At 59.2% G+C, this 25,970-nt stretch carries 20 protein-coding genes; 14 read left to right on the forward strand and 6 right to left on the reverse strand.

Features of this window, described 5'->3' with window-relative positions:
- Positions 1–56: 56 nt before the first annotated feature.
- The 3 genes from ACR0D6_RS00635 to ACR0D6_RS00645 all read left to right on the forward strand — a co-directional run bounded on the left by ACR0D6_RS00635 (position 57) and on the right by ACR0D6_RS00645 (position 3,174).
- The gene (locus ACR0D6_RS00635) at positions 57–1,271 is read left to right on the forward strand and encodes an MFS transporter (RefSeq protein ID WP_480449225.1); all 1,215 of its coding nucleotides are present in this window, start codon (positions 57–59) and stop codon (positions 1,269–1,271) included.
- On the forward strand, positions 1,268–1,864 hold the full coding sequence (locus ACR0D6_RS00640; protein WP_480764099.1) for a YceI family protein: 597 nt from the start codon (positions 1,268–1,270) through the stop codon (positions 1,862–1,864). Before ACR0D6_RS00635 ends, ACR0D6_RS00640 begins: the two co-directional genes overlap by 4 nt.
- Positions 1,865–1,947: 83 nt before the next feature.
- Positions 1,948–3,174, forward strand: a complete 1,227-nt coding sequence (locus tag ACR0D6_RS00645) for an MFS transporter (RefSeq protein ID WP_170650293.1) — start codon at positions 1,948–1,950, stop codon at positions 3,172–3,174.
- 32 nt (positions 3,175–3,206) lie between these two features.
- Here the strand turns inward: ACR0D6_RS00645 and ACR0D6_RS00650 are convergent, their stop codons facing one another.
- Together ACR0D6_RS00650 and ACR0D6_RS00655 are read right to left on the reverse strand one after the other, a co-directional pair.
- Positions 3,207–4,877, reverse strand: coding sequence for a flotillin family protein (locus ACR0D6_RS00650; RefSeq protein ID WP_480764100.1), 1,671 nt, complete (start codon positions 4,875–4,877; stop codon positions 3,207–3,209).
- Between the two features lie 33 nt (positions 4,878–4,910).
- Positions 4,911–5,666: an OB-fold-containig protein gene (locus tag ACR0D6_RS00655; RefSeq protein WP_480764101.1), complete on the reverse strand. Its 756-nt coding sequence runs from the start codon at positions 5,664–5,666 to the stop codon at positions 4,911–4,913.
- A gap of 218 nt (positions 5,667–5,884) precedes the next feature.
- On the opposite strand from ACR0D6_RS00655, the gene metG reads away from it, so the two are divergent.
- The 3 genes from metG to ACR0D6_RS00670 all read left to right on the forward strand — a co-directional run bounded on the left by metG (position 5,885) and on the right by ACR0D6_RS00670 (position 12,219).
- Positions 5,885–7,603 (forward strand): methionine--tRNA ligase, encoded by a 1,719-nt coding sequence (gene metG / locus ACR0D6_RS00660; protein ID WP_480764102.1) that lies wholly within the window; start codon positions 5,885–5,887, stop codon positions 7,601–7,603.
- A 293-nt stretch (positions 7,604–7,896) separates the two neighbouring features.
- Positions 7,897–9,075, forward strand: a complete 1,179-nt coding sequence (locus ACR0D6_RS00665; protein WP_480764103.1) for an efflux RND transporter periplasmic adaptor subunit — start codon at positions 7,897–7,899, stop codon at positions 9,073–9,075.
- Positions 9,076–9,078: 3 nt separating this feature from the next.
- Complete coding sequence (locus tag ACR0D6_RS00670; RefSeq protein ID WP_480764104.1) at positions 9,079–12,219, forward strand: efflux RND transporter permease subunit; 3,141 nt, start codon at positions 9,079–9,081, stop codon at positions 12,217–12,219.
- Positions 12,220–12,432: 213 nt separating this feature from the next.
- Here the strand turns inward: ACR0D6_RS00670 and glpK are convergent, their stop codons facing one another.
- Positions 12,433–13,920, reverse strand: coding sequence for a glycerol kinase GlpK (glpK, locus tag ACR0D6_RS00675; RefSeq protein ID WP_480764105.1), 1,488 nt, complete (start codon positions 13,918–13,920; stop codon positions 12,433–12,435).
- A gap of 143 nt (positions 13,921–14,063) precedes the next feature.
- Positions 14,064–15,662, reverse strand: coding sequence for a glycerol-3-phosphate dehydrogenase (glpD, locus tag ACR0D6_RS00680; RefSeq protein ID WP_480764106.1), 1,599 nt, complete (start codon positions 15,660–15,662; stop codon positions 14,064–14,066).
- Positions 15,663–15,855: 193 nt separating this feature from the next.
- Here glpD and ACR0D6_RS00685 point away from each other — a divergent pair, with 193 nt between their 5' ends.
- The 6 genes from ACR0D6_RS00685 to ACR0D6_RS00710 all read left to right on the forward strand — a co-directional run bounded on the left by ACR0D6_RS00685 (position 15,856) and on the right by ACR0D6_RS00710 (position 20,698).
- Entirely contained in the window at positions 15,856–16,617 is a 762-nt protein-coding gene (locus ACR0D6_RS00685; protein WP_480764107.1) for a DeoR/GlpR family DNA-binding transcription regulator, read from the forward strand.
- A gap of 138 nt (positions 16,618–16,755) precedes the next feature.
- Complete coding sequence (locus ACR0D6_RS00690; RefSeq protein ID WP_170650315.1) at positions 16,756–16,911, forward strand: DUF5993 family protein; 156 nt, start codon at positions 16,756–16,758, stop codon at positions 16,909–16,911.
- A gap of 18 nt (positions 16,912–16,929) precedes the next feature.
- A complete protein-coding gene (locus ACR0D6_RS00695; protein WP_480764108.1) occupies positions 16,930–17,505 on the forward strand; it encodes a disulfide bond formation protein B in 576 nt (191 codons plus the stop codon).
- Positions 17,506–17,543: 38 nt separating this feature from the next.
- Positions 17,544–17,918, forward strand: coding sequence for a DUF3302 domain-containing protein (locus ACR0D6_RS00700; RefSeq protein ID WP_170650318.1), 375 nt, complete (start codon positions 17,544–17,546; stop codon positions 17,916–17,918).
- 21 nt (positions 17,919–17,939) lie between these two features.
- Positions 17,940–19,085, forward strand: coding sequence for an HlyD family secretion protein (locus ACR0D6_RS00705; protein ID WP_480449210.1), 1,146 nt, complete (start codon positions 17,940–17,942; stop codon positions 19,083–19,085).
- Positions 19,086–19,087: 2 nt separating this feature from the next.
- Entirely contained in the window at positions 19,088–20,698 is a 1,611-nt protein-coding gene (locus tag ACR0D6_RS00710) for an efflux transporter outer membrane subunit (RefSeq protein ID WP_480764109.1), read from the forward strand.
- 2 nt (positions 20,699–20,700) lie between these two features.
- On the opposite strand, the gene mprF is transcribed toward ACR0D6_RS00710, so the two are convergent.
- Positions 20,701–23,310: a bifunctional lysylphosphatidylglycerol flippase/synthetase MprF gene (gene mprF, locus ACR0D6_RS00715; protein WP_480764110.1), complete on the reverse strand. Its 2,610-nt coding sequence runs from the start codon at positions 23,308–23,310 to the stop codon at positions 20,701–20,703.
- 176 nt (positions 23,311–23,486) lie between these two features.
- On the reverse strand, positions 23,487–23,915 hold the full coding sequence (locus ACR0D6_RS00720; RefSeq protein ID WP_170650328.1) for an Lrp/AsnC family transcriptional regulator: 429 nt from the start codon (positions 23,913–23,915) through the stop codon (positions 23,487–23,489).
- A gap of 86 nt (positions 23,916–24,001) precedes the next feature.
- Here ACR0D6_RS00720 and rocF point away from each other — a divergent pair, with 86 nt between their 5' ends.
- Both rocF and ACR0D6_RS00730 read left to right on the forward strand, forming a co-directional pair.
- Complete coding sequence (gene rocF, locus ACR0D6_RS00725) at positions 24,002–24,922, forward strand: arginase (RefSeq protein WP_480764111.1); 921 nt, start codon at positions 24,002–24,004, stop codon at positions 24,920–24,922.
- Entirely contained in the window at positions 24,923–25,966 is a 1,044-nt protein-coding gene (locus tag ACR0D6_RS00730) for an ornithine cyclodeaminase (protein WP_480764112.1), read from the forward strand.
- Positions 25,967–25,970: the final 4 nt, after the last annotated feature.

A 25,970-nucleotide genomic window follows, 5' to 3' on the forward strand; every position in this document is an offset into this window, starting at 1 on the left:
CAAGATCACGAAACTTGTGACTGGCCAAAGCGTTCTTGCGCCCCTAGCGTGCCCGCATGACCCACCCGATCCATGACAGCCGCTATTCCTGGATCAGACTGCTGATCACGCTTGCCATCGCCACAGTAGTCAATGTGGGTATGTGGGCCGTAATCATCGTCATGCCGGATATTGAGGCCCAGTTCGGAGCCACCCGTGCGCAGGCGTCACTGCCCTATACCCTGACCATGATCGGATTTGCGCTTGGCAACATGTGGCTGGGGCAGATGGTGGATCGACTGGGGGTCACCAAAGCCCTGATCGGTGCGGCAGTTCTGAGTGCGATAAGTTATGTTCTGGCAACTCTAGCCCCCAACATTCTGCTTTTGTCCGTGGCGCACCTGCTTTTGGGCCTTGGGACATCAATCGGGTTCGGACCTTTGATTGCGGACATATCTCACTGGTTCATGCGCCGCCGGGGGATCGCCGTGGCCCTTGTGGCCAGCGGTAACTATCTATCGGGGGCAATCTGGCCAACTATGCTGTCCGGCATTCTGGCTGAAAACGGATGGCAACAGGTCTATCTTACATTGGCCGTTATCACTTTGGCGGCCGTGATCCCCCTGTCGCTTCTTCTGCGGCGACAGGTTCCGGCCGAAGCTCACGGAACCGCCGAGGCGGCAGCGCAGCTGAATGCCCGCAGCGCCGGGTTTTCCCCACGGACATTGCAATATCTTCTGGGGCTGGCCGGCATCGGCTGTTGCGTGGCAATGTCCATGCCACAAGTTCACATCGTCGCCTATTGCGTCGGTTTGGGGTATGGCCCGGCTGTGGGCGCGGAAATGCTGTCACTAATGCTATTGGGTGGCGTTGTGAGCCGGGTGATCTCTGGCATCGTCGCAGACAGGCTTGGTGGAGTAATGACCTTGTTGATCGGGTCGGTCCTGCAATGCATAGCGTTGTTCCTGTTCCTGCCCTATGACGGGATGGTCTCGCTTTACGTCATCAGTACGCTTTTCGGACTGGCGCAGGGGGGCATCGTGCCCAGCTATGCGTTAGTCGTGCGCGAATACATGCCCCCGCGCGAGGCCGGAGCACGTGTTGGTTTTGTCCTGATGATGACCATTCTGGGCATGGCGCTGGGCGGCTGGATGTCGGGCTGGATTTATGACGTGACCGGCAACTACCAACTGGCGTTTGTCAATGGCATCCTCTGGAACGGGCTGAATATCGCGATCATGCTGATGCTGCTGAAACGCTCACGCCCTGGGCGGCAACAGGTTCCGGCATGACCGGCCTGTCCAGACGCCGGGCTCTGGCGATTCTGGCCTCGTTACCGCTGGCCCGCCCCGCCCACGCAGAACTGACACCTTATCGGCTGGACCCGGGCAACACCTCGGTCCGTTTTACGTTCGACCTGTCCGGCGTTGCGCAAAGCGGCACGATGCCGATTGCATCGGCCGACATACGGATTGACATGGCCCGGCTGCAAAACAGCCGCGTGAACGTAACGCTGGATGTCAGCAAAGCCCGAACGAGGTTGCCCTTTGCCCGGATTGCGATGCTGGGGCCCGAAGTTCTGGATGCCGCCCAGTTCCCGACTATAAACTTTCGCTCAACCCGCATCCGTCTGGGCGCGGGTGGACGCTTGTCCGACGGGGCTATGGTCTCGGGCGATCTGACTATTCGGGATGTCACCCGCCCCCTCATCTTGCAGGCCAGTCTGTATCGAAAAAGGGGCAGCGCGCCGGATGATCTGGACAACCTTTCCATTCGACTGACGGGTGCGTTGAACCGGAACGCATTTGGCGCATCAGGTTACAGCGACCTGGTCGGAGAAACTGTCGGACTGGACATCCATGCCGAAATTGACAGAGTGGCCTAAAGCAAGGGAATGGCCAGAATCCGACGCCGAAAAGTCGGATTACCGCGCGCATCCTTCTGGCCCGAGGTCATGTTAGAACCGTTATGCGCACAATCATTTCATTTACCGCCCTGTTCCTTTCCGTTGTTCTGCTGCAGCTATCTACGGGCGGTGTCGGTCCATTGGATGCAATTTCCGGCCTGACGCTGGATTTCACCACTGAACAAATCGGCTTGCTGGGTTCGGCGCACTTTCTGGGTTTTTTCATCGGCTGCTGGTGGGCGCCGCGCCTGATGGGCACCGTTGGCCATTCGCGGGCCTTTGCCGTTTGCACCGCACTGGGGGCGATGGGGCTGATCGGGCACACGCTGACCGACAATCCATACATCTGGGCAGCACTCAGGATCGCCTCGGGTACCTGCGTTGCGGGCAGCTATACGGTGATCGAGGCGTGGCTGAACGCAAAGGTGACGAATGAAAACCGTGGCCGCGCAATGGGGACCTATCGCATCGTCGACATGGGGGCTTCGCTTGGCGCCCAGTTGATCATTGCCGTTCTGCCACCCGCATCCTACGTCTCGTATAATCTGCTGGCGATCCTGTGCTGCGCTTCGCTGTTGCCCCTGACCCTGACCCGCGCCAGCCAGCCCCAGACACCGGACGCCCCGCGGTTGCGGCCTAAACTGGCTTGGCGCAGCTCGCCGCTGGCCGTTGCAGGCGTGATTGTAGCGGCCCTAAGCTCAGCCTCATTCCGTATGGTCGGGCCTGTCTATGGACAGGAGGTTGGCCTGGGCGTGGACCAGATCGCGTTCTTCCTTGCGTCCTTTGTTCTGGGCGGGGCGCTGGCGCAATATCCGATGGGGTGGCTGGCGGACAAGTATGACCGGCGCTGGGTTCTGATCTGGCTGTCGGCCGTAGCAGTGCTGAGCTGCGGGATCACGATGATAGCCAGCGGCACAGGCACGCTGGGGGTCATGCTGGCCGCCGGGTTCTTTGGGTTCACGACCTTCCCCATCTTCTCGGTTTCATCTGCGCACGCGAACGACTTTGCAACAACGGAACAGAGGGTCGAACTGTCTGCCGCACTCATGTTCTGGTACGCTCTGGGCGCGATTGCCTCGCCCTACATCTCATCGACATTGATTCAGGAATTCGGCCCCGGCGCCCTGTTCGCGTTCGTCGCATTGGGCCATGTCTTCCTGATAATCTTTGGTCTGGCCCGGATGCGGTCACGCCCAACCCCGGAAGAGCGCACAAACTACGTCTACGCCCCGCGTACCTCGTTTACCATCGGACGGTTGCTGAAACGGTCCCGCGAAGGGCGACAATAAAAAAGGGCCGGGAAATTCCCGGCCCTCTTCTTTTAGTGGTCCGTGCGCGGCGTTTCTTCTGCCGCTTCTGTTTCTTCTGAGACTTCCATTGTCGGCTCCAGCGCGCCGTTCACAACGCCGCCGACGCCGTTTTCCATGGACAGACCCAGCTCTTCACCCAGTTTCTTGAGCGCGGGCATCTGCACGGCCATACCCATGATCGAGTCCAGCGCCTGATTGACCACCGGCTTGTCGCCATTGGCAGCACCGCCAACATGCGCACCACCGATGCCGCCTACCTGATGGATCTTGATCGAGTCGATCTTCTCCGCAGGCTTGACCATTTCCGAGATGATCGACGGCATGGTCTCGATCCGTGCCATATCGACCTTCATGCGGATCTGCTCGGCGGACAGAGCGTTGTCGGCCTCGACAATCGCGCGCTTACCTTCCGCTTCGGCCAGCATGTCGTTCTTCTTGGCCTCGGCGCGGATGTTCAGCGCGTCCGCTTCGGCCTGAGCTTCCTCGCGGCGGGCTTCGGCGCGGTCGGCGGCGGCTTCTTTCTCGGCCTGCGCGGCCAGACGGATGGCGGTTGCCTGACGCTCGGCCTCACGCGTGGCTTCGATCAGGACGATCTGCTTCTGACGCTCGGCCTCGGCCACTTCACGGGCAGTTGCCACGGCTTCGGTCGCCTTGGTGGCCTCGGCCCTTGCCAGATCGGCGGACGCACGCGCGCGGCTTTCCTCTTCGGATTTCTGCGCGATGATGATCTGGCGTTCCTGCTCAGCCACTTCCAGCTCACGCTCTTTCGAAATCTCGGCCTCGCGGATTTTGCGCTCACGCTCAATGTCGGCGGCACGAATGGCTTCCTCACGCGCGATGCGGGCACGTTCGGTTTCACGCACCGAGTCCTCAGTCCGTGCGGCAATCTCGGCCTCTTGTGCCACGCGCAGGGTTTCGACTTGCTGTGCCTGTTCGATACGGGCCTGTTCTTCGTCCTTTTCGATCAACAGCTTCTGACGTTGCGCTTCCATCGCCGCGCGGCGTACTTCAACCTCGGCATCCGCATCGATCTGCGCACGCTCTTTTTTTGAGGTCGCAATCACCTCGGCCAGCTTACGCATACCTACGGCGTTAAAGGCGTTGTTCTCGTCCAAAGCCTCAAACGGCGTCTGGTCCAGCGCGGTCAACGAGACGGATTCCAGAGACAGACCGTTTTTCAGCAGGTCCTCGGACACGGCATTCTGCACCTCTTGCACAAAGTCGGCGCGGTTCTCGTGCAGACCGTCCATAGTCATCTGAGCGGCCACGGCGCGCAGACCGTCGATCAGCTTGCCTTCGATCATCTCGCGCAGCTGCTCGACGTCAAAGGTACGGCCACCCAAGGTCTGGGCTGCGCGCGAGATCCCCTCCTCGGTCGCCATGACCGAGACGTAGAACTCGACGCCAACATCTACACGCATCCGGTCCTTGGTGATCAGCGCGGCCTCGCCACTGCGCTGCACCTCCAGGCGCAGGGTCTTCATGTTGACCGGGCTGACCTCATGCAGCAGCGGTACGATGATGACACCGCCATCCATGATGACTTTCTTGCCGCCGGCGCCGGTTTTCACAAGGCTGACCTCGCGGGTTGCGCGTCGGTAAAGTCGTCCAAGCACAAGACCGATGAACAAAACGACTGCTAAAATGGTCACAACTGTGACGGCCAGGAATGTAAGTTCCATGCATAATCCTCCGTGATGGGGTTTGAAATTTGATTAGTTTGACAAGCCGACCAGAACGAACCGGTCACGCCGTCGGTCGCGCAGCACCAGAACGTCGGTGCCCTGTTTCAGCGCATCCTTGTCCTGCAGCGGTTCAGCGCGCAGGTAGTGAGCGTTGCCATAGCGATCCATGACCCGAACCTCGGCCGGACGCCCACGCGTTGCGGTGCCTTGGGTGACCACGCCGCGGCGGCGGGCCAGCATCCGTTCGGACATTGCCTCGGTTTCAGTCTTGGGCAGCAGGCGGGCAAACACGCCGCCAAAGCCACGCGCGAACCACAGGGCAAATGCACCTGCCGGGATTGCGGCGATCCAGCTTGGCAGGTCAAAGCCCAGCAAATCGCGCATCGCCAGTTGCAGACCCATACCGCTAAGGCCGAACCCGGCCAGCAGAACGGCCAGCCAGATCATAAAGGGCATCTTGCCGATCCCAAGCCAGCCCAACGGACCCGCCGGGGCAGCACCGGGTGCGTCTGCTTCGACTTCGGCCAATTCAAAGTCGCCAAGATCGACATCGGCGTCGATATCCAGATCGAAGTCAGCAACCTCAAGATCGGGGGCATCGACCATGTCCAGATCGACCTCGCCCTCACCCGCCATCAAGCTTCCGCCCAACACCAGTGCGACCAGTTCCAGCGCCAGAAGGCCGAACAGCAACGCAAGCGCCAGTGTAAAGGGCGCAAATGCGCCCTCGAGCAGAAAGTTGAACATTAGCAGGTTGTCCCCGTTTTTGTATACTTTGGTATACACTCAAGATGGGTAGCCATAACAAGCTTTTCAAGAGGTTGTGATTCTGAATTTCAACCTATGGGTATTGTGGCGACCAGCAGAGATACAACATCCAATCCCCCGCACCGCACTTTTTCTGTGTATTTGTTGCTTTAAACAGCATCCGCGCCAAACCCGGCCTTTTGCTGGCCGGTCACATAATGTAGACGGGCGCGCAGACAGTTACGCGGATACGGAACATGGCTCGAATTCTCATTACCTCGGCGATCCCTTACATCAACGGGATCAAGCACCTCGGCAACCTGATCGGCTCGCAATTGCCTGCCGACCTGTACGCACGTTTTCAACGTGGCCGGGGGAACGAGGTCATGTTCCTTTGCGCCACTGACGAACACGGCACTCCGGCGGAACTGGCGGCAGCCAAAGCGGGAAAACCCGTGGCCGAGTATTGCGCCGAAATGTATGGTGTCCAGGCCGATATCGCCAAACGATTTGGCCTGAGTTTCGACCACTTTGGGCGCTCGTCCAGCGAGCAGAACAAAAAACTGACCCAGCATTTCGCAGGCAAGTTGGACGACGCTGGATTGATCCGTGAAGTCACCGAAAAGCAGGTCTATTCCAACGCTGATGGCCGCTTCCTGCCCGACCGTTATATCGAAGGCACCTGCCCCAATTGCGGGTATGATCGTGCGCGGGGTGACCAGTGTGAAAACTGTACCAAGCAACTGGACCCGACCGACCTGATTGAGCCGCGCAGCGCGATCAGTGGTTCAACCGACCTTGAAGTGCGTGAAACCAAGCACCTGTATCTGCGCCAGTCAGCAATGAAGGATCAGTTAGATGCATGGATCGACAGTAAGAAAGACTGGCCGATCCTGACCACCTCGATTGCCAAGAAGTGGCTGCACGACGGCGACGGCCTGCAGGATCGTGGCATCACCCGTGATCTGGACTGGGGTGTGCCGGTCAAGAAAGGCGATCAGGACTGGCCGGGGATGGAAGGTAAGGTCTTTTATGTCTGGTTCGATGCACCCATCGAATACATCGCCTGTGCCAAGGAATGGGCCGATGCTAACGGCAAGACTGACGCCGATTGGGAACGCTGGTGGCGGACCGACAAGGGCGCCGATGACGTGCGCTATGTGCAGTTCATGGGCAAGGATAACGTCCCCTTCCACACGCTTAGCTTCCCGGCCACCATTCTGGGCTCGGGCGAGCCGTGGAAGATGGTCGATCACCTCAAGTCTTTCAACTACCTGAACTATGACGGCGGCCAGTTCTCGACCAGCCAAGGCCGTGGTGTGTTCATGGACCAGGCGCTGGAGATTCTGCCCGCCGACTACTGGCGCTGGTGGCTGCTGAGTCACGCGCCCGAAAGCAGCGATAGTGAGTTCACGTGGGAAAACTTCCAGCAGTCGGTGAACAAAGATCTGGCGGATGTTCTGGGCAATTTCGTAAGCCGCATCACCAAGTTCTGCCGCTCGAAATTCGGCGAAGCCGTACCCGAAGGTGGCAGCTACGGTGACCGCGAACAGGCGCTGATCGAAGAACTGACCAATCGCGTCCGCGCCTATGAAGGGCATATGGAGGCGATGGAGGTTCGCAAGTCCGCGCAGGAGTTGCGGGCAATCTGGGTCGCAGGCAACGAATACCTGCAGGCTGCTGCACCGTGGTCGACCTTCAAGGAAGACCCCGAGCAGGCTGCCGCGCAGGTGCGTCTGGGCCTGAACCTGATCCGCCTCTATGCCGTGCTCAGCGCGCCGTTCATCCCGGAATCTTCGGCCCGGATGCTGAGCGCCATGAACACGCTCGACACAAGCTGGCCGGATGACGTCGCGGGCGCACTGAGCGCCCTGCCCGCCGAGCATGAGTTCACGGTTCCCGAGGTTCTGTTCGCCAAGATCGCCGATGAACAGCGCGAAGACTGGCAAGGACGATTTGCCGGAACGCGGGACTAGGTTCCGGTTTATCCAGAATGATCTGAAAAGGGAGCCATGACGGCTCCCTTTTTATTTCAGGGGTACGTCCTTTTGCGTCAGGTAGTCATGCGATACGCCACGTGCCGTGCGGATGTAGGCATAAGTACGCCAACTTTCAGTGAAAATCTCTGATCCACAACACCTGGATCCGCACCAACACGCTTGAGATATTGCCGCAAAACAGCCATCCTGCATCGGAGTTCCGTCGACTCGGCTAGTCCCAACGGCCCTGTCAGACCAAAAAAACGTGCATATTGAACGAGGCTTTTGCCATGTCCCTTGCTTTGAAGATTTCAGATTCCCGTCGCAGCGGTGGGATTGCATCAGTCTGCCGTCATGCAGCTGTTCTGGCCTGCCTGGGAATTGCGCTTCCCGCGTTGGCTCAGGAACAGGGCGACGCGCCCGCTCCGAAAGTTTCAATAGCAGCTGCCTATTCCGAGGAAATCGTGGACGAGGCGGTGTTTATCGGGCGTGCCGAAGCCATCGACAAGGTGGACATTGTGGCGCGGGTCAGCGGTTTTCTGGAAAGCCAGAATGTCGAAGATGGCTCGCCCGTTCAGGAAGGTGATCTGCTGTTTACAATCGAACCAGATCTTTACGAAGCAACGCTTGAAGCGCGCAAAGCGGATCTGGACCGTGCCGAAGCCAATCTGGAACTGGCTAAAGTCGATCTGGCCCGAAAGGAAGAACTGTTCCGGCGCGACGCCACCCCGGAATCCGAACGCGATATCGCTAGGGCCAACGAACTTGTCGCCGAGGCCGAGGTCAAAGCCGCCCATGCGGCAATTCAGCAGGCTGAACTGGACCTGAGCTATACCCAGATCATGGCCCCCTTCTCGGGCCGCATCGGGCGGGTCGCCACAAGTGTCGGCGACGTCGTCGGCCCTAACAACCCACCATTGGTCACGCTGGTGCGCGAAGCGCCGATCTATGTGAACTTCTCACTCAACGAAAAGCAGTTCATCTCGGTGCTGGAAACTGTTGGCGAAAATCCCACCACCCTGGTCGAAAGCGACAAAAGCCCTGTCGTCAAGGTCATCTTGCCAAACGGGTCTGAATTACCGGAAACCGGCGAGATCATCTTTGTGGACAACCGCATCGACCCGCTGACCGGCGCGATTACTGTTCGGGCCGAGTTCGAAAACCAGGGCCGCCTGATCGTGGATGGCGCCTTTCTGAGTGTTCATATCGAAGCATTGGAGCCGACCCTGCAGGTTCTGGTCCCACAGGCGGCCCTGCAGCGCGACCAGCGAGGAGAATTTGTTCTGGTCGTCAATGACAAGCAGATGGTTGAACAACGCTACATCACGACCGGCGACGTTGTCGGTACGGCGATCATCGTTCTGGACGGGTTGCGCGAAGGGGAAAGCGTGATTGTCGAGGGCCTGCAACGTGTTCGCCCTGGCGTCGCCGTTGACGCCGTTGTGGCCGCCGAGCAGCCGGGAGAATAACTGATGTTCTCAGCCCTGTTCATCAGCCGGCCCAAGCTGGCTCTGGTAATTTCACTGGTTCTTACGATCATGGGGGCCATCGGATATCTGGTTTTGCCGGTCGCGCAATTCCCGGACATCACCCCGCCCGTTGTCAGCGTGACGACCACTTATACCGGCGCGAACGCCGAAACCGTGGAAAACACCGTTGCCGCCCCGATCGAGGCTCAGGTCAACGGCGTCGACGACATGATCTATATGACGTCGACCTCGGCCGATAACGGCTCTTACTCGCTGAACGTCACGTTCGAGGTCGGCACGGACCCCGACATTGCGTCCGTGAACGTGCAGAACAGGGTGGCGCAGGCTATGTCGTCGCTGCCAACCGAGGTGACATCTTCGGGCGTAGTGACCCAGAAGGCGTCGACGAACATGCTGCTTCTGGTGACCTTGACGTCACCGAACAACACCTATGACAGCGTGTTCCTGTCGAATTATGCGTCCATCAACCTCAAGGACGCGCTGGCGCGGGTTCAGGGCGTCGGCAAGGCGGATGTTCTGACCAATCTGGAATATGCCATGCGTATCTGGATGGACCCGGACAAGATGGCTGCGCTGTCAATTTCGCCCGGCGATGTGATCAATGCGATCCGGGAACAGAATATCGAAGTTTCCGCCGGTTCGATCGGCTCACCACCCGTCCCCGAAGGGCAGACCTTTCAATACACGATCAAGACCAAAGGTCGCCTGACCTCGGCTGATGAATTCGGCGATATTGTCATCCGGACCGGTGATGCTGGCGCGATCGTACGGGTCAAGGATATCGCGCGCGTGGAACTTGGCGCCCAGTTCTATTCCGCCTCAGGCTATTTCCAAAGTGTCCCGGCGACGGTTCTTGGCATCTATCAGGCCCCCGGCGCAAACGCTCTGGCGGTGTCCGAACGTGTTCAGGCAGAGCTGGAGCGTCTGTCCCGATCCTTCCCGACGGATGTCGAATATGCCGTGCCCTTCAACACCACGGATTTTGTCGAGCAATCGCTGAACGATGTGGTCTCGACACTTATCCTGACGTTTATTCTGGTTATCTCGGTCGTATTCGTTTTCCTTGGCAGTTGGCGTGCGACCATCATCCCGGCGGTTGCAATCCCGGTATCGCTAATCGGTACTTTCGCGTTCCTTCTGCTGTTTGGTATGTCACTGAACACGATCTCGCTGTTTGCGCTGGTGCTAGCCATTGGGATCGTGGTGGACGACGCCATCGTTGTGGTGGAAAACGTCGAACGGATCATCGCGGATGAGGGGTTGTCCCCCGCCGAGGCCACCCGCAAAGCGATGGGTCAGATCACCGGGCCGGTTATCGCAACAACGCTGGTTCTGCTGGCCGTGTTTGTCCCCGTGACGTTCATGCCCGGTATCTCGGGGCGTCTGTATTCGCAATTTGCCGTCACGATCTCGACCGCTGTCGTGATTTCCTCGGTCAACGCCCTGACACTTTCTCCGGCATTGTGTGGCCTGGTTCTGAAGGCACGCTCTGGCCCGCCCAAGGGCGTACTGGCGCTGTTTGAAAGGTTCATCGGCGGCGTACGAAACGGCTATGTCGCAATCGTTCGCAAGTTGCTGATCATTCCGGTCGTTTCGCTGGGGATCATTGCGGCCATCGCCATGGGCGCAGGTACCATCATGTCCAACACGTCCAGCGGTTTCCTTCCGCTTGAGGATAACGGCTACCTGTTCGTCGACGTCCAGCTGCCGGATGCCGCGACGCTGGAGCGGACCGAGACGGTGACAAAGCGTGTGGACGACCAGATCCGCGAGATTCCGGGGGTCGCGAACACGGTTCTGGTCAACGGCTTTTCCCTGCTCAACGGTACAACAACGAACGGCGCGGCCATTTTCGTCAATCTCGATAACTGGGACGAGCGGCGCGAGGACGACCTGAGCGCGGATGCCATCCTGCAAAAGGTACTGGCCATCGCATTCGGAGAGTCGGCGGCTTCAATCGTTGCCTTCAACCCACCGCCCATCCAGGGTCTGGGTATGTCGGCCGGTGTCGAAATGGAGGTTCAGCAAACCGGTGGCGGATCGCCTCAGGATCTGGCCTCGGCGGTTGGGTCCTTTGTCTATGCAGCCAACCAGCGGCCTGAAATCGGTCAGGCGTATACGACGTTCCGCGCAAACGTGCCGCAATTGTTCGTCGATCTGGACCGGGAAAAAGCCAAGACCCTGCAAGTATCGGTGGCCGAGGTCTTTCAAACCATGCAGGCGCAGCTGGGATCGTATTATGTCAACGATTTCAACCTGTTTGGCCGCGTCTACCGGGTGATGATCCAGGCCGAGGGATCGTACCGTGACAAGGTCGAGGATATCTCGAACCTGTATGTCCGCTCGACCAAGGGCGAAATGGTTCCGCTGGGTACGTTGATCGATATCGAAAACGTGCTGGGGCCGGTTCTACTGAAACGGCACAACCTGTTCCGGTCGGCTACGGTGACGGCCGTGCCCGCCGAAGGGATGTCGACGGGTGACGCGATCAACGTCATGACCGAGGAATCATCTACCGCCCTGCCCCCGGGCTATGCGTTCGAATGGACGGGTACGGCGCAGCAGCAGCTGGCCTCGGGCGGTCTGGTGATCGTGATCCTCGGGTTGGCCATCCTGTTCGGCTATCTGTTCCTTGTGGGGCAATATGAAAGCTGGACCCTGCCGGTTTCGATCCTGCTATCGGTGATCGTTGCCCTGTTCGGGGCCGTGGCTGCCGTGGCTATCGTTGGAAGCGATATCAACCTGTATACGCAGATCGGGATGATCATGCTGGTGGGGCTTGCCTCGAAGAACGGCATTCTGATCGTCGAATTCGCAATGGAGCAGCGCGCCAATGGACTGTCGGTTCGCGACGCCGCTGCCGAGGCTGCGTATCAGCGTTTCCGGGCCGTGATGATGACCGCGCTGTCGTTCCTTTTGGGGGTTGTCCCACTGCTGGCCGCCAGCGGTGCGGGGGCTGCCAGTCAAAAGGCCATTGGTGTCGCGGTCTTTGGCGGGATGCTTGCCGCTACGGTGGTCGGTGTGGTTCTGGTTCCAGTTCTCTATGCGGTCATGCAGGGGCTGCGGGAATGGATCAAGGGGACCAACCGAAAGGGCCCGGAACCCACCGAAGACGCTGCCTAATTTCGCCGGAAAAACTAAACGCCCCGCAAACACTGCGGGGCGTTTTTTTGTGTCGCCTTGATGGTGCTCCGGTCAGAAACGCATTTGGTGGCGCGTATTCAAGAATACCGAGACCTGTCGGCCAATTTGCCAAACCTTCCGGTTTGTACGCATTCAAACCGCCCTTTTGTCCGATTTGTACATCTCTGATCGCGGGCGCACGGCCCCGAAACCTCAGACGCGGGTGGTGGCGTCCACGGCACTTTTCCAGCGGTCATACTTTTCAATGCGTGTCGCCTCATCCATGGCCGGATCGAACCGGCGGTCGAGAGACCACTGAGCCTGAAACTCTTGCATATCCGGATAGACCCCTGCCTTCATTCCCGCCAGCCAGGCTGCGCCGAGTGCTGTCGTCTCGAGAACATTGGGGCGATCAACCGGGGCGCCCAGAATGTCCGACAGGAATTGCATCGCCCAGTCTGACGCGCTCATGCCGCCGTCGACGCGCAGGACCGGTCCAGCGTCACCGGCATCCCAATCCGCGCGCATTGCTTCCAACAGATCGCGGGTCTGATAACCGACGCTTTCCAGTGCCGCGCGGGCAAATTCAGCAGGGCCCGAGTTGCGGGTCAGGCCATAGACCGCGCCCCGGCATTCCGCGTTCCAATACGGTGCGCCCAATCCGACAAACGCCGGAACAAGAACCACGTCCTGCGTTGGATCAGCTTGTTCAGCGAGCACCTGAGTCTGAGATGCGGACTGGATGATTTTAAGCCCGTCGCGCAGCCATTGAACAACGGCACCGGCGACAAAGATCGACCCTTCCAGCGCATAGGTCGGCTTGCCATCCAGCTGATAGGCAATGGTGGTCAGCAGCTTGTTCTGCGACTGCACCGGGGCATCACCCGTATTGAGCAAGGCGAAGCAGCCCGTGCCGTAGGTTGATTTCATCATCCCTGGCGCAAAACACGCCTGCCCGACTGTGGCGGCCTGCTGATCGCCTGCAACGCCGAGGATGGGGATTTCACCGCCGAACAATTCCGGAATGCTTGCGCCAAAATCTGCGGCGCAGTCCCGAACCTCTGGCAGCATGGCCAGAGGAATGTCGAGCATGTCGCAGATCGTGCTGCTCCACCTGCCTTTGCGGATGTCATAGAGGAGTGTTCTGGCCGCATTGGTTGCATCGGTGGCGTGAACCTTGCCGCCCGTCAGTTTCCAGATCAGGAAACTGTCGACGGTACCGAACAGCAAATCCCCGGCGTTGGCCTGTTCCCTTGCACCTTCCACGTTGTTCAGTACCCACGCCAATTTGGTGCCGGAGAAATAGGGATCGAGCAGCAGGCCGGTCCGGTTCTTCACCATCTCTTCATGCCCTGCATCACGCAGCGCGCGACACATGTCGGCTGTTCTGCGGTCTTGCCAAACGATCGCGCTGTGAATGGGCTGACCGGTATGTCGGTTCCATACCAGCGTTGTTTCGCGCTGGTTCGTGATGCCGATGGCGGCAATCTGTGCCGCGGACAACCCGGCCTGTTCGATGGCCGAACGGCAGGTCGCAACGGTCGTGGACCAAAGATCGGCCGGATCATGTTCGACCCAGCCGGAGGCCGGGAAATGCTGCGCAAATTCTTCCTGCGCGACAGCGGCGATGTTCATGGCGGCATCAAAAACGATTGCGCGCGTTGAAGTGGTTCCCTGATCAATCGCTAGAACGTGCGTCATCCCTGCCCCTCATTTCCAGATAAACCCCGTGTATCATAAAGAAAATCCCGGGGCCGCCTAGCCCCCGGAATAGTGTTTCACCCCGGTCCGACAGAGACGGTTCGCGCAATTTGGCGCATCACGGCCATGCCTGTCCGCCCGGACTATTCCGCCGCGGCCGAAGCGCCATTGTTACGGTACCCGGCCATCCAATCGTCAAGCGCCCCAATCTGGTGCTGATCCATGCGCAGGCCCAGCTTGTTGCGCCGCCAGACCACATCCGCAGCAGTCTGCGCGTATTCGTGGTTCATCAGCCAGATGACCTCTTGTTCGGTCAGGGTTGCGCCAAAATCGGCACCCAGATCTGTCTGATTTTTGGCACTGCCCAGAACTTCCCATGCCTCGGTCCCATAGGCTCGTACCAGCCTGAGCGCCCATGGTCGGGTCAGAAAGGGGAAATCCGTCTGCAGACACTCGACCACGTCGGCAACACCATTCACTGGAAAATCACCGCCGGGCAGCGGCACGCCTGCTGTCCATGGTCCGGGCAGATCGGGGAAGTGCTCTGCGATCTTTTCAAGCGCGCTTTCGGCAAGGCGGCGATAGGTTGTGATCTTGCCGCCAAAGACGTTCAGAACCGGCGCCCCGCCTGCTGCATCGACCTTGAGCGTATAGTCGCGGGTCGCCGCCGTCGCGCTGCTGGCGCCATCGTCATAAAGCGGGCGGACACCGGAATAAGTCCAAACCACATCGTCGCGCGAAATCGTGCGTTCGAAATACTTCGACGCGAAGGCGCAGAGGTAATCCTGCTCGGCCTCAGTACAAACCGGTGGTTCGGACAAGTCGGTGTGATCGTGATCGGTGGTTCCGATCAGGGTAAATTCATGTTCGTAAGGGATGGCAAATATGATGCGCCCATCCTCACCCTGAAAGAAGTAGCATTTGTCGTGATCATAGAGCTTTCGGGTCACGATGTGGCTGCCGCGAACCAAACGCACACCGTCGGTCGAGTCAATGCGGATTTTCGACTGGATGATGTCACCAACCCACGGACCGCCTGCGTTGATCAGCATCCGGGCCTGCACCACGCGGGTCGTACCGCTGGCGAGATCGCGGATCGTGATGTTCCACAGATCACCTGCCCTTTCGGCCGATTCAACTTTGGTGCGTACCAGTATCTGCGCGCCTCGGGTTTCGGCATCGCGGGCATTGAGGACGACCAGCCGCGAATCCTCGATCCAGCAATCTGAATATTCATAGGCCGTGCTGAACTTCTGTTGCAATGGCCGCCCTTCGGGGACTGTAGCCAGATCGACAGAGCGTGTGCCCGGCAGGATCTCGCGCCCGCCAAGATGGTCGTAAAGGAACAGCCCAAGGCGGATCAGCCATGCTGGACGGCGACCATGCATCCAAGGCATCACGCGCCGCAATAAGCGCGAGGTCGGCGTTTCGGCGTCAAAGCGCATATCGGTGTGGTATGGCAGCACAAAACGCATGGGCCAGCTGATATGAGGCATGGCGCGCAACAGGGTTTCCCGTTCGATCAGCGCCTCGCGCACCAGCCGGAATTCGAAATACTCCAGATACCTCAGACCACCGTGAAACAGCTTGGTCGAGGCCGAGGACGTGGCCGAGGCAAGATCGTTCATCTCGGCCAGCATGACCGACAGGCCACGCCCGGCGGCATCACGGGCAATGCCGCATCCGTTTATCCCGCCACCAATGACAAAAAGATCGAAAATCTGGCTGTCGTTTTTACTCACGGCCAACCGACTCCTCTCGTTGAACGCCACGCGCATGTTTATGCGAGCAGCATTCGGATGATCAATCTATTTTTTCGTTTATGTTCGTTTGAGCAAGAAGTAGCTTTGATAGTGACCCGTACAGCCCAAAAAAGTTGCAGATACAACGAAAAAGAACGAAAACGATCAGAACCGCGAATCGCAGGAGCCTGAAATGTCCCTTTCCTTTCGGCAATCCGACATACTTGAGATCGCCAAACAGGAAGGCCGCGTTACCGTGGACGGCCTGGCGGACCGGTTCGGAGTCACGGTTCAGACCATTCGGCGGGACCTGACCGAGCTTTCGGATGCGGGCAAGCTGGACCGGGTTCATGGCGGCGCGGTTCTGCGGTCGGGCGTTTCGAACATCGGATACGAGGACCGACGCGACCTGAACGAAGAGGCCAAGGCCCGTATCGCCGCCAAATGCGCGGCCGACATTCCCGATGGCGCGTCGCTGTTCCTCAATATCGGCACATCGACCGAAGCCGTCGCCCGCGAGCTGTTGGGCCACAAAAACCTGATGGTCGTGACCAACAACATGAACGTTGCCAATATTCTGGTAGCCAATCCCGATTGTGAAATCGTCGTGGCGGGCGGAGTTCTGCGCCGCTCGGATGGTGGTCTGATCGGGAATCTGACGGAAACAACCATCAAACAGTTCAAGTTCGACTATGCGGTTATCGGGTGTTCAGCACTGGATCAGGATGGCGACCTGCTGGATTTCGACTTTCAGGAAGTACATGTGAGCCAGACGATCATCGGACAGGCACGGCAGACCTGTCTGGTCGCCGATCAGTCCAAATATCAACGCACGGCCCCGGCGCGTATTGCGTCGCTTTCCCGGATCGACAGGTTCTATACCGATCTCCCGCTTTCACCCGATCTGGCTCGGCAGTGTCAGGACTGGGACACGCAGGTTGTTGTGTGCCGGTAATCTGGCATGACCCCCACCAAGACCACGGAAATTTCTCATAAAACGAGAGCGGAAAATCCTGCCGCTTGCCAGATGCGGGTTGGGGTGACACTATCCGGTTAATTTGAAAGTCGTCGCACGGGAGGGGAGGACCGGGCAATGATTGCGCTTTTGTTTGCGATGTTTACGGCCACGATGGGCTTGAATTACTTTGGAAAAAGAACCGCCGGGGACGTGCTGTTCTTTGTGACGCTGTTGCTCAGCGCCTATTGGCTGAAGTTCCACGCAACGACCCAATTGTCGATACAACTTTAGGATGCGGAGCCCATGCGCATGACCATTACGCCTGAATTGTCCCGCACCCTGAACGCGCTTGCCACCTTTGCCGTGGGCGTCGTGTTGCTGCTTGCGTTCTTCTATCAGCTGAAGCTCTATGAGCTGCCCTGCCCCTTGTGCCTGTTGCAGCGGGTTGGCTTTGTCGCGGTGGGTGTTGGGCTGGGTCTGAACCTGCTCTATGGCCCGCACCCGCGCCACTATGCGATGATGCTGATCGCCGCGCTGTTCGGCGGCGGCGTCGCGGTGCGGCAGATACTGCTGCACATCGTGCCCGGAACCGGACACTATGGTTCGCCCGTACTTGGGCTGCACTATTACACCTGGGCCGCGATCTGCTTTTTCCTGATCATTCTCGGAACGGCGGTCATGCTGATGTTCGACAGCCAGTTCAGAACATCCGAGGAAACCAAGGCCCAGCCACGGTTTGGCGGCAGCAAGCTGGCAATGGCGGCCTTTTTCTTCATGCTGGGGTTGGCGGTGCTGAATGCGGTGGCCACGCTGGTCGAATGCGGTCCGGGGATTTGTGATGACCCACCAACAAGCTACAAACTGATTGACGAGGCCGAAGGTTAAGCCCGATGATGTAAGGGATACAGGCAAGGAGGCACGGAATGGGGCTGCTGGGGCAACCGCTGGGCTATTACGACTACCTGACATTTGTGGCGCTGATATTGCTGCTGGCTGCGGTGATGGCCCTGTTTTTGTTCATCATGGGACTGCCGGGCAGGATCGCCCTAAAGCGCAACCATCCACATGCCGAAGCGGTCAAGATCATGGGCTGGGCCGGATTTCTGGCCGTAATCCCGTGGATTCACGCCTTTATCTGGGCGTTCCACGAAGGGATAACCGTCGATCTGCGTAGATTTCCAAAGGAAGAGCGTGATGCGATCCGCAAGGAAATCGAACGCATGGGCGGCAAGGTGAAGCCCGAATATCAGGACCATGCCGATCAAGGTTCTGACCCCGACACCACGCAAAAAAGCTGATCCCGGAAGGCCAGAAATAATATGTTCGTCGCCCTGAGTATCACGCTTTTCTACATCATTTTCGTCTGGTTCATTTTCTTCAAGGCGAAATGGCTGAAGTTCAACATCGTCTGGGGGGTCGTTTCCTTTTGGGTCGGCGCGCATCTGCTGCTGATATTCCTTGTGGCGCTGCGGTTCTTTCAGCCCTACTCGATCGACAGTCACGTTGTGCGCTCGACCATTCAGATCGTGCCCAAGCTGACCCAGCCAACCATTCTGACCGAAGTTCTGGTCGAACCGAATACGATAGTGACGAAAGGCGATCCGCTCTATCGGTTCGACGACACGGTGTTTTCGCTGGCCGTGGACAACGCCAAGGCACAGCTGGTTGCCGCCGAGCAGAACGCCAAGATCCTTGAACAGGATGTCATAGCCGCCACCGAGGGGCTGGAACGCGCAAATGCGCAACTGGCCTACGCCCAGACCCAAAAAGCCCGGTACGAAAATCTGGTTCCTGCAGGAGGCGCACGGCAGGATGAACTGGACCGTTGGAACGAACAAGTTCACGAAGATCTGGCGCAGGTCAAACAGGCCGAGGCCAATCTGCAAAAGGCGCAACTGGCGCTGGAATCCGAAATCGACGGGGTGAATACAGGTATCCTGCAGGCGCAGTCGCAACTGGCAGAGGCCGAGTATTTCCTTGAGAACACAACGATCTACGCGCCGGAAAACGGCATGATCGTATCACAGCAGGCCCGTCCGGGGCTGGTGGTCGGTGACATCCGACTGGGCGCCATTGCCAGCTTTGTCACCGAAGACGCTCCGTATATTCTGGCCACGTTCCGGCAGCAGAACCTGAAATTCGTTGAACCCGGCCAGCCGGTCGAGGTGGCGCTGGACCTGTATCCGGGCGAAATCCTCAATGGCAAGGTCGAGGCGGTCTGGTGGGCCACGCGGCAGGGGCAGTACCTGCCTTCGGGCCGCCTGCCCGGCTTTGAACTGCCGAAACTGCCCGGCCGGATCGCTGTTCAGATTACGGTGGACGTCCCCGAAGGGCATCAGTTTCCGGCAGGCGGCCATGCGGCGGTCGCCATCTATACCGGTCAGGGCAAGAGTTTTGAGTTCCTGAGGCGCATCAATATCCGCCTCTACTCGTTCGCCAACTTCATCAGACCGCTGGACATCTGAGGATGCCCCAAAACAAAAACGGTGAGCACATGATACGGGCAAAGGCAGGACGGTTTGGAATATTAGGCAGATCGGTCGCCCCGGCCATCTGTGTAGTGGGATTGCTGGCAGCCTGCGCTCCGGTCGGGCCGGATTTCGTCCGCCCCAGTTCGCCGGTCGTCAAGCAATGGATCGAGGTGAACAGCCCCAACGCCAGTCAGGGCAGCGGGCTGACCTCGCGCAGCGCGCCGGTGGTCAAGTGGTGGGAAACGTTCAATGACCCCACGCTGAACCGGCTGATCGCGGACGCATACGCGCAGAACCTGTCGTTACAAGTGGCGGGGGCCCGCGTTCTGCAGGCCCGTGCGCAGCTTGGGATCGCGTTTGGCGAGCTTTACCCGCAATCGCAGGCGGTCGGCGGGTCCATCTCGCAACGCAGGATCAGCGAGAACCTGAATCCCATTGCGGACATCAACCGGGTCATTCCGCTGGATACCGAATTCGCGACCTCGCAGGTTGGCTTTGATGCCCAGTGGGAACTGGATGTCTGGGGCGCGCAGCGGCGGGGCGTTCAGGGGGCCCGGTCCAATCTGGCCTTGCAGGTGGCGAATTATGACGACGCGCTGGTCACGCTGACCGGAGATGTGGCCGCGATCTATATCAATATCCGGGCGTTGCAGGAAACGCTGGGGGTCGCGCGTGAAAACATCCGATTGCAGCAGGAATCGGCGGATCTGACCGAGTTGCGGTTCAACAACGGCGTCACGACCGAACTGGACGTGCAGGAATCGACGGCGTTGCTGAACAACACCAAGGCGTTGGTGCCCACACTGGAAAGCGATCTGCAACAGGCCAAGAATGCGCTGGCGGTGCTGCTGGGCACGACGCCTTCGCGCATGACCGGATTGCTAGGCAGTTCGCGCCCCATTCCGACGGCGCGGGCCAATGTTGCCGTGGGCGTTCCGGCAGAATTGTTGCGCCGGCGTCCCGATATCCGGGCGGCTGAGCTGGCGGCGGCGACGCAATCGGCGCAAGTGGGAATTGCGATGGCGGATCTGTACCCGCAGTTCATCCTGTCGGGTTCGATCGGGTTACAGGCCTCCAGCGGGCGCGACCTGTTCAGCTCGAACAGCGGCACCGGTCTGGCGAGTGCCGGTGTTGTCTGGAACGTGCTGAACTATGGCCGGATCAAAAACAACGTGCGGGCACAGGACGCGGCCTATCAGGGGTTGATCGCGAATTACCAGAACACGGTCCTGTCGGCCTATTCCGAGGTTGAAAGCGCGATGGTGGCCTATGCCGAGGCGCGCAAGCAGGTGGTGTTTTATCAGCGCAGCGTCGAAGCCTCGCAACGCGCGGCGGGCATTGCGGTCAGCCAGTATACCGACGGCATCGCGGATTATTCGCGTATTCTGAACACGCAGACCGCCCTGCTGCGGTCACAGGCCAATCTGATCGAGGCGCGTCAGCAGGTGTCGTCGAATCTGGTGGCGATCTACAAGGGTCTGGGTGGCGGATGGCAGATCCGGCAAAATCAGGAGTTCCTGCCCGAAACCGTACTTGCGGAAATGGCTTATCGCACAGACTGGGGTGATCTGCTGGAGAAGGACCCGACTGGCGTCAGTCTGGAATAAGCCTATTTCGTCAGCCCACGGATACCGCCCGAGATCAGGATGTTGACCTCGTACAATACACGCGGCGCGGCCAGACCGCCGGGGCTGGCGAGGTAGTTCGGGCTCCATTCCGGATCGAATTTCTGTTTGAACGACCGCAGCCCCTCAAAGTGATAGAACTGTTCGCCGTGTTGATAGACAAAGCCGCCGATCCGGTTCCAGATCGAGGCAAGCTGTCGGTTTTCAATGCCTGAAAACGGCGCGGCACCCAGTGAGAACCAGTGAAACCCCTGTGCCGATCCCCATAGCATCATCTCGGCGAACAGGGCGTCCATGACAAAGCTTGGGCTGTCTGGTTCGTATCGCATCAGGTCCAGCGACAGCTCGCTTTTGTTGCCACCCTGAAACAGGTTGGCGAAGGCGACGATCCTGCCGGTTTCACCATCGCGCAGAACGGCGTGGTCGAAATAGGACAGGTAATGTTCGCTGAACCCGCCAAGGGCAAAGCCCTTCTCCTCCCCCGCCTTGTTAGTAAGCCAGTGGTCCGAGATTGCGCGCAATTCAGGCAGGATCGGGCCAAGTTCCTCTTTCGGGATGATCTCGAACACGTATCCTTCGCGCTCGGCCCGGTTACGTGCCTGACGGAAACCTTTCTTGGGCTTGCCGTCGAGCGAGAAATCCTTGAGCGGCACGCGCGCGACCTCACCGATTTTCAGGATCGACAGGCCCAGATCAAGGAAGGTGGGCAGGTATTTGGTAGAGACACTGTAAAAGGCACACAGCTTGCCTTCGCGATCTGCCATCTCGCGCAGTTGCCAGACCAGCTGCTGGCCCGCCTTTTCGTCGCCCACCGGTTCACCCTTGGAGATCAGCGCGTTGCCGGTATCGGCATAGGCAATAAAGGCGGTTTCATCCGGCGAGATCAGGAATTGCTTGTCTCCGGTCAGGGATATCTGCGCCTCGGTATCCTCACTCTCCATCGCCAGACGGCGCACGACCTCGGGGATTTCGGTCTGTTTTATTTCGGGAATTTCATGGCCGAACAACGAATTGACGGCGACCACACCGATGATCACGGCCACCACAAGGCTGGAGCGCAAAAAGCGTGAAGCGTCGCCGTTCCAGGCAAAATCCCACCACAGCGCGTTCTGATAATCCACGTGGGAATAGGCAAAGAGGCCCACCCAGAAGATCACGGCCATCAGTGCCACGATGCTGACCAGCCACGGGATGTTCAGCCGAAAGATCGACGCGCCGCTGACGCGGTAGAAGGCGCCACGAGACAGGGCCAGCATGGCGATGGTCGCCAGCATGCACAGCGCCTCATGCGTATCCAGCCCCTTGGCCAGTGAGGCGAAGAACCCCACAACCATCAGCCCCATCGCCAGTATCCACGCGCGGTAAAGCTTGCGGAACAACCCGCGCGAAATCAGGATCAGCAGCACGCCGACAATGCTGCCCAGCAGGTGCGATGCCTCGACAAAAGACAGCGGCAGGAATTCACGCAGAAGGCCCAGATTTGCAGAACTGGCGGGCAATGCGCCTGATACCAGCAGGATTACTCCAGCGACCGCCGAAACACCCGCCGCAACCATCGGAATGATCGGTCTGGTCACCCGATAGGCCCAGCTTGCCGCCCCGCCGATTGCACGTCGTTGGGATACGGCCCAGGCGATCCCGATGGACAGGCAGGCAATGGCGAACGGCAGAAACGTATAGACGACCCGATAGAGCAACAACGCCGCGATGATATCCGACCTGCCCGACGCCCCGAGCCCGGCGATCAGGGTGGCCTCGAACACGCCAATCCCGCCGGGTGCGTGGCTGAGGATTCCGACGGCAATGGCGGCGATATAGACGGTGAAAAAGTAGGGAAATCCAACGCCAAGATCATCCGGCATCAGCACGTACAGGGTCATCGACGCGCCGAACAGATCGCCGATCGCGGCCAGTGTCAGCAGACCGGCCAGACGACCGCCCGGCAGGTTGAAGGCAAACCCGGCCAACGAGAATTTGCGCCCGCCACGGGCCAGCCAGATGAACAGGGATGCCAGGCCAAACAGCATAAGAACGCCAATGCCGGTTTCGGTAATCTCGCTGATGGGCAGGACCTGAGAAATGCCGTCCGGATGAAAGGTCAGCAACAGGCCAAGGATCAGCACAAGCCCCATCCAGAACGCCACCCATGAGGTTGCGATCACCCCGGCCACACGCCCTAGATCAAGCCCGAGCGAGGCGTAAATGCGGTATCTGATAGCGGTTCCGGTGATGTACGAAAAGCCGAGGCAGTTCGACACCGCATAACCGCTTGCACCAGCCATGCCCGCGACCGGCAGTGGCACCTTGCCTTCGGCAACGCTTTGAACCGCGAAAACGTCGTACAACGACAGTGACAGAAAGCTGAAAGCCGTCCAGCACACCGCGATGAACATCAGCCACCAGGACTTGGCCGCGATATCCGTTTGCACGTCGGTCCATTTCACGTGTGACGAAAGCTCGTGCAGAACCATCAGGGCGATCAGCGTGATCAGAATCGGGACCGAAATCCTGACCAGCGGCTTTTCCAGCAGCGCCGCAATGCGTTCGACCCACTGTTCGACGCGGGGCTCTTCACTTTGTTCCTGCGCGGTCATGATGGAATTCCCTGCCCGTATGCCATGAAACGACCTTTGGTTCTGTGCAACCGCGCAATCGGGCATCCCCATTTGCTGTGGCCGCTGGACCGAATAAAGACTTCACCGCAATCTGGCACATTTTCCTTGATGTTCAAAGCACTGCGCCAGCTTGCGAGGCTTTTTCCGGGCCGGACCTACAGACGCCCCTTGCGCGTCGACAGCAAAAGGTTGGTTTCCGACCGTGTAACCCCGTCCATGCGCCGGATGATGAAAATCACCTCGTCGAGTTCTTCGAGCGTCCCGGTGCCGATCTCGGCGATCAAATCCCAATGGCCGTTGGTCGAATGCACCGCACGTACCTGCCGCATGGCGGAAATCCGGGACATGATCCGTTCGGTACCGCGCCCCTCGATCCCCAACATCATAAGGCCGCGCACCGGGCTTTGCGCCACATCCTGTCGGGTGGTTACGGTAAAGCCGATGATCTCTCCGGACTGTTTGAGCCGCTGCAACCGGCTGCGCACGGTGGTGCGGGTCACCCCCAGTTGTTCCGAGAGTTCCGACAGCGAGGCACGCGCGTCCCGATGCAGGGCGTTCAGCAGCCGATTGTCCAGATCGTCCATCATCCGATTCCACTTTGGTCAAATCGGTTTCATTTTGAGCAATTTGCTCTCTTCCGGCAACCCGCTAGGTATCGCTAAATGGCATCATGGATACGCAAAACATTCTTCTGGTCGGAGCCCCCCTGGATGCGGGCAAACGACGTCAGGGGTGCCGGATGGGCCCGGACGCCTATCGTGTCGCCGGTCTGGAACGCGCATTGGCCGATCTGGGGCATCAGGTCACCGATCTGGGCGACGTTGCGCCAGATGCCGTCGACATCCCCGAGCACAACCATCTGTTTTCCCTGCCGGAATGCGTGGGCTGGACCCAAGCCCTAAGCCGGTCGGCACAGGAATGCGCCGCAAAGGGCGTGCCGATCTTCATGGGCGGTGATCATGCCCTGTCCATGGGAACCGTCACCGGTATGGCCGCGCACGCGCAGGCACAGGGCCGGCCGCTGTTCGTGCTCTGGCTGGATGCGCATAGCGATTTTCACACACCGGACAGCACCGGCAGCGGCAATCTGCATGGTACGCCGGTGGCTTACTTTACCGGGCAGCCCGGGTTTGAAGCCTTCCCTGCCCTGCCCGCACCGGTTCCGACCGACCGCGTTGGCATGATCGGCCTGCGCTCGGTCGATCCCGCTGAACGCGCGGCGTTGGAAAAGGATCGCGCCATGCTGGCCGACATGCGCAGCATCGACGAACATGGCATCAAGGCGCCCCTGATGGCGTTTCTGGACAGGGTGCGGGCAGCGGATGGTATTCTGCACGTGTCGCTGGATGTGGACTTTCTGGAACCAGCCATCGCTCCCGCCGTCGGCACAACCGTCCCCGGTGGCGCGACCGAGCGTGAGGCGCATCTGGTGATGGAGTTGTTGCATGAAAGCGGGCTGGTCCGCTCACTGGATCTGGTCGAACTGAACCCATTTCTGGACGAACGCGGCCGCACCGCAAAACTGATGGTAGATCTGGCCGCCTCACTCATGGGGCGCCGTATCTTTGACCGCCCAACCCGGAGTTTCTAAATGACCCAGCCATCAGATAAGGCGCTTGTGCCGTTCGTTTCGGTCGACAACATGATGCGGCTGATCCACCACGTCGGTGTGGAGCAGATGATCACCGAAATTGCGGCGCAAATCGAAGCGGATTTCAAACGCTGGGAGAGCTTTGACAAGACCCCCCGCATTCCGGCCCATTCCCCGCATGGCGTGATCGAGTTGATGCCGACATCGGATGGTGAGGCATATGGCTTTAAATACGTGAACGGCCATCCCAAGAACACGTCCGAAGGCCTGCAGACCGTGACGGCCTTTGGCCTGTTGGCAGATGTCTATACCGGATACCCGACCCTTCTGACCGAGATGACGATGCTGACAGCGCTGCGGACGGCGGCGACTTCTGCGCTGGTCGGCAGCTATCTTGCTCCGAAGAACGCAAAAACGATGGCGATGATCGGCAATGGCGCGCAGTCCGAGTTTCAGTGTCTGGCGTTCCGGGCAATGTGCGGCATCGATACGGTTCGTCTGTACGACACAGACGCAAATGCAACCGCGAAATGTGCCGCAAACCTTCAACGCACCGGGTTGACCGTGGTCCTGTGCAAAACCGCCGAAGATGCGATCGAGGGCGCGCAGATCATCACCACCTGCACCGCAGACAAGAAATATGCAACAATCCTGACCGACAACATGATCGGCCCCGGCGTGCATATCAACGCTATCGGTGGAGACTGCCCCGGCAAAACAGAGCTGCACCGGGACATCCTGCTGCGCTCGGACATCTTCGTGGAATATCCTGAACAGACCCGCATCGAAGGGGAAATTCAGGCCCTCGAAGCCGATCACCCCGTCACCGAAATCTGGCAGGTCATGGCTGGCCAAGCCGAAGGGCGTAAAGATGACCGGCAGATCACCCTGTTTGACAGTGTTGGTTTTGCGATCGAGGATTTTTCGGCGCTCCGCTACATCAAACGGGCGATTGAAGGCACCAGCTTTTTTGAACCTCTGGACATGCTGGCCGATCCTGACGATCCGCGCGACCTGTTCGGGATGCTGATGCGCGCCGGATGAACAC

It is taken from the genome of Ruegeria sp. BJ6 (genome assembly GCF_056537885.1).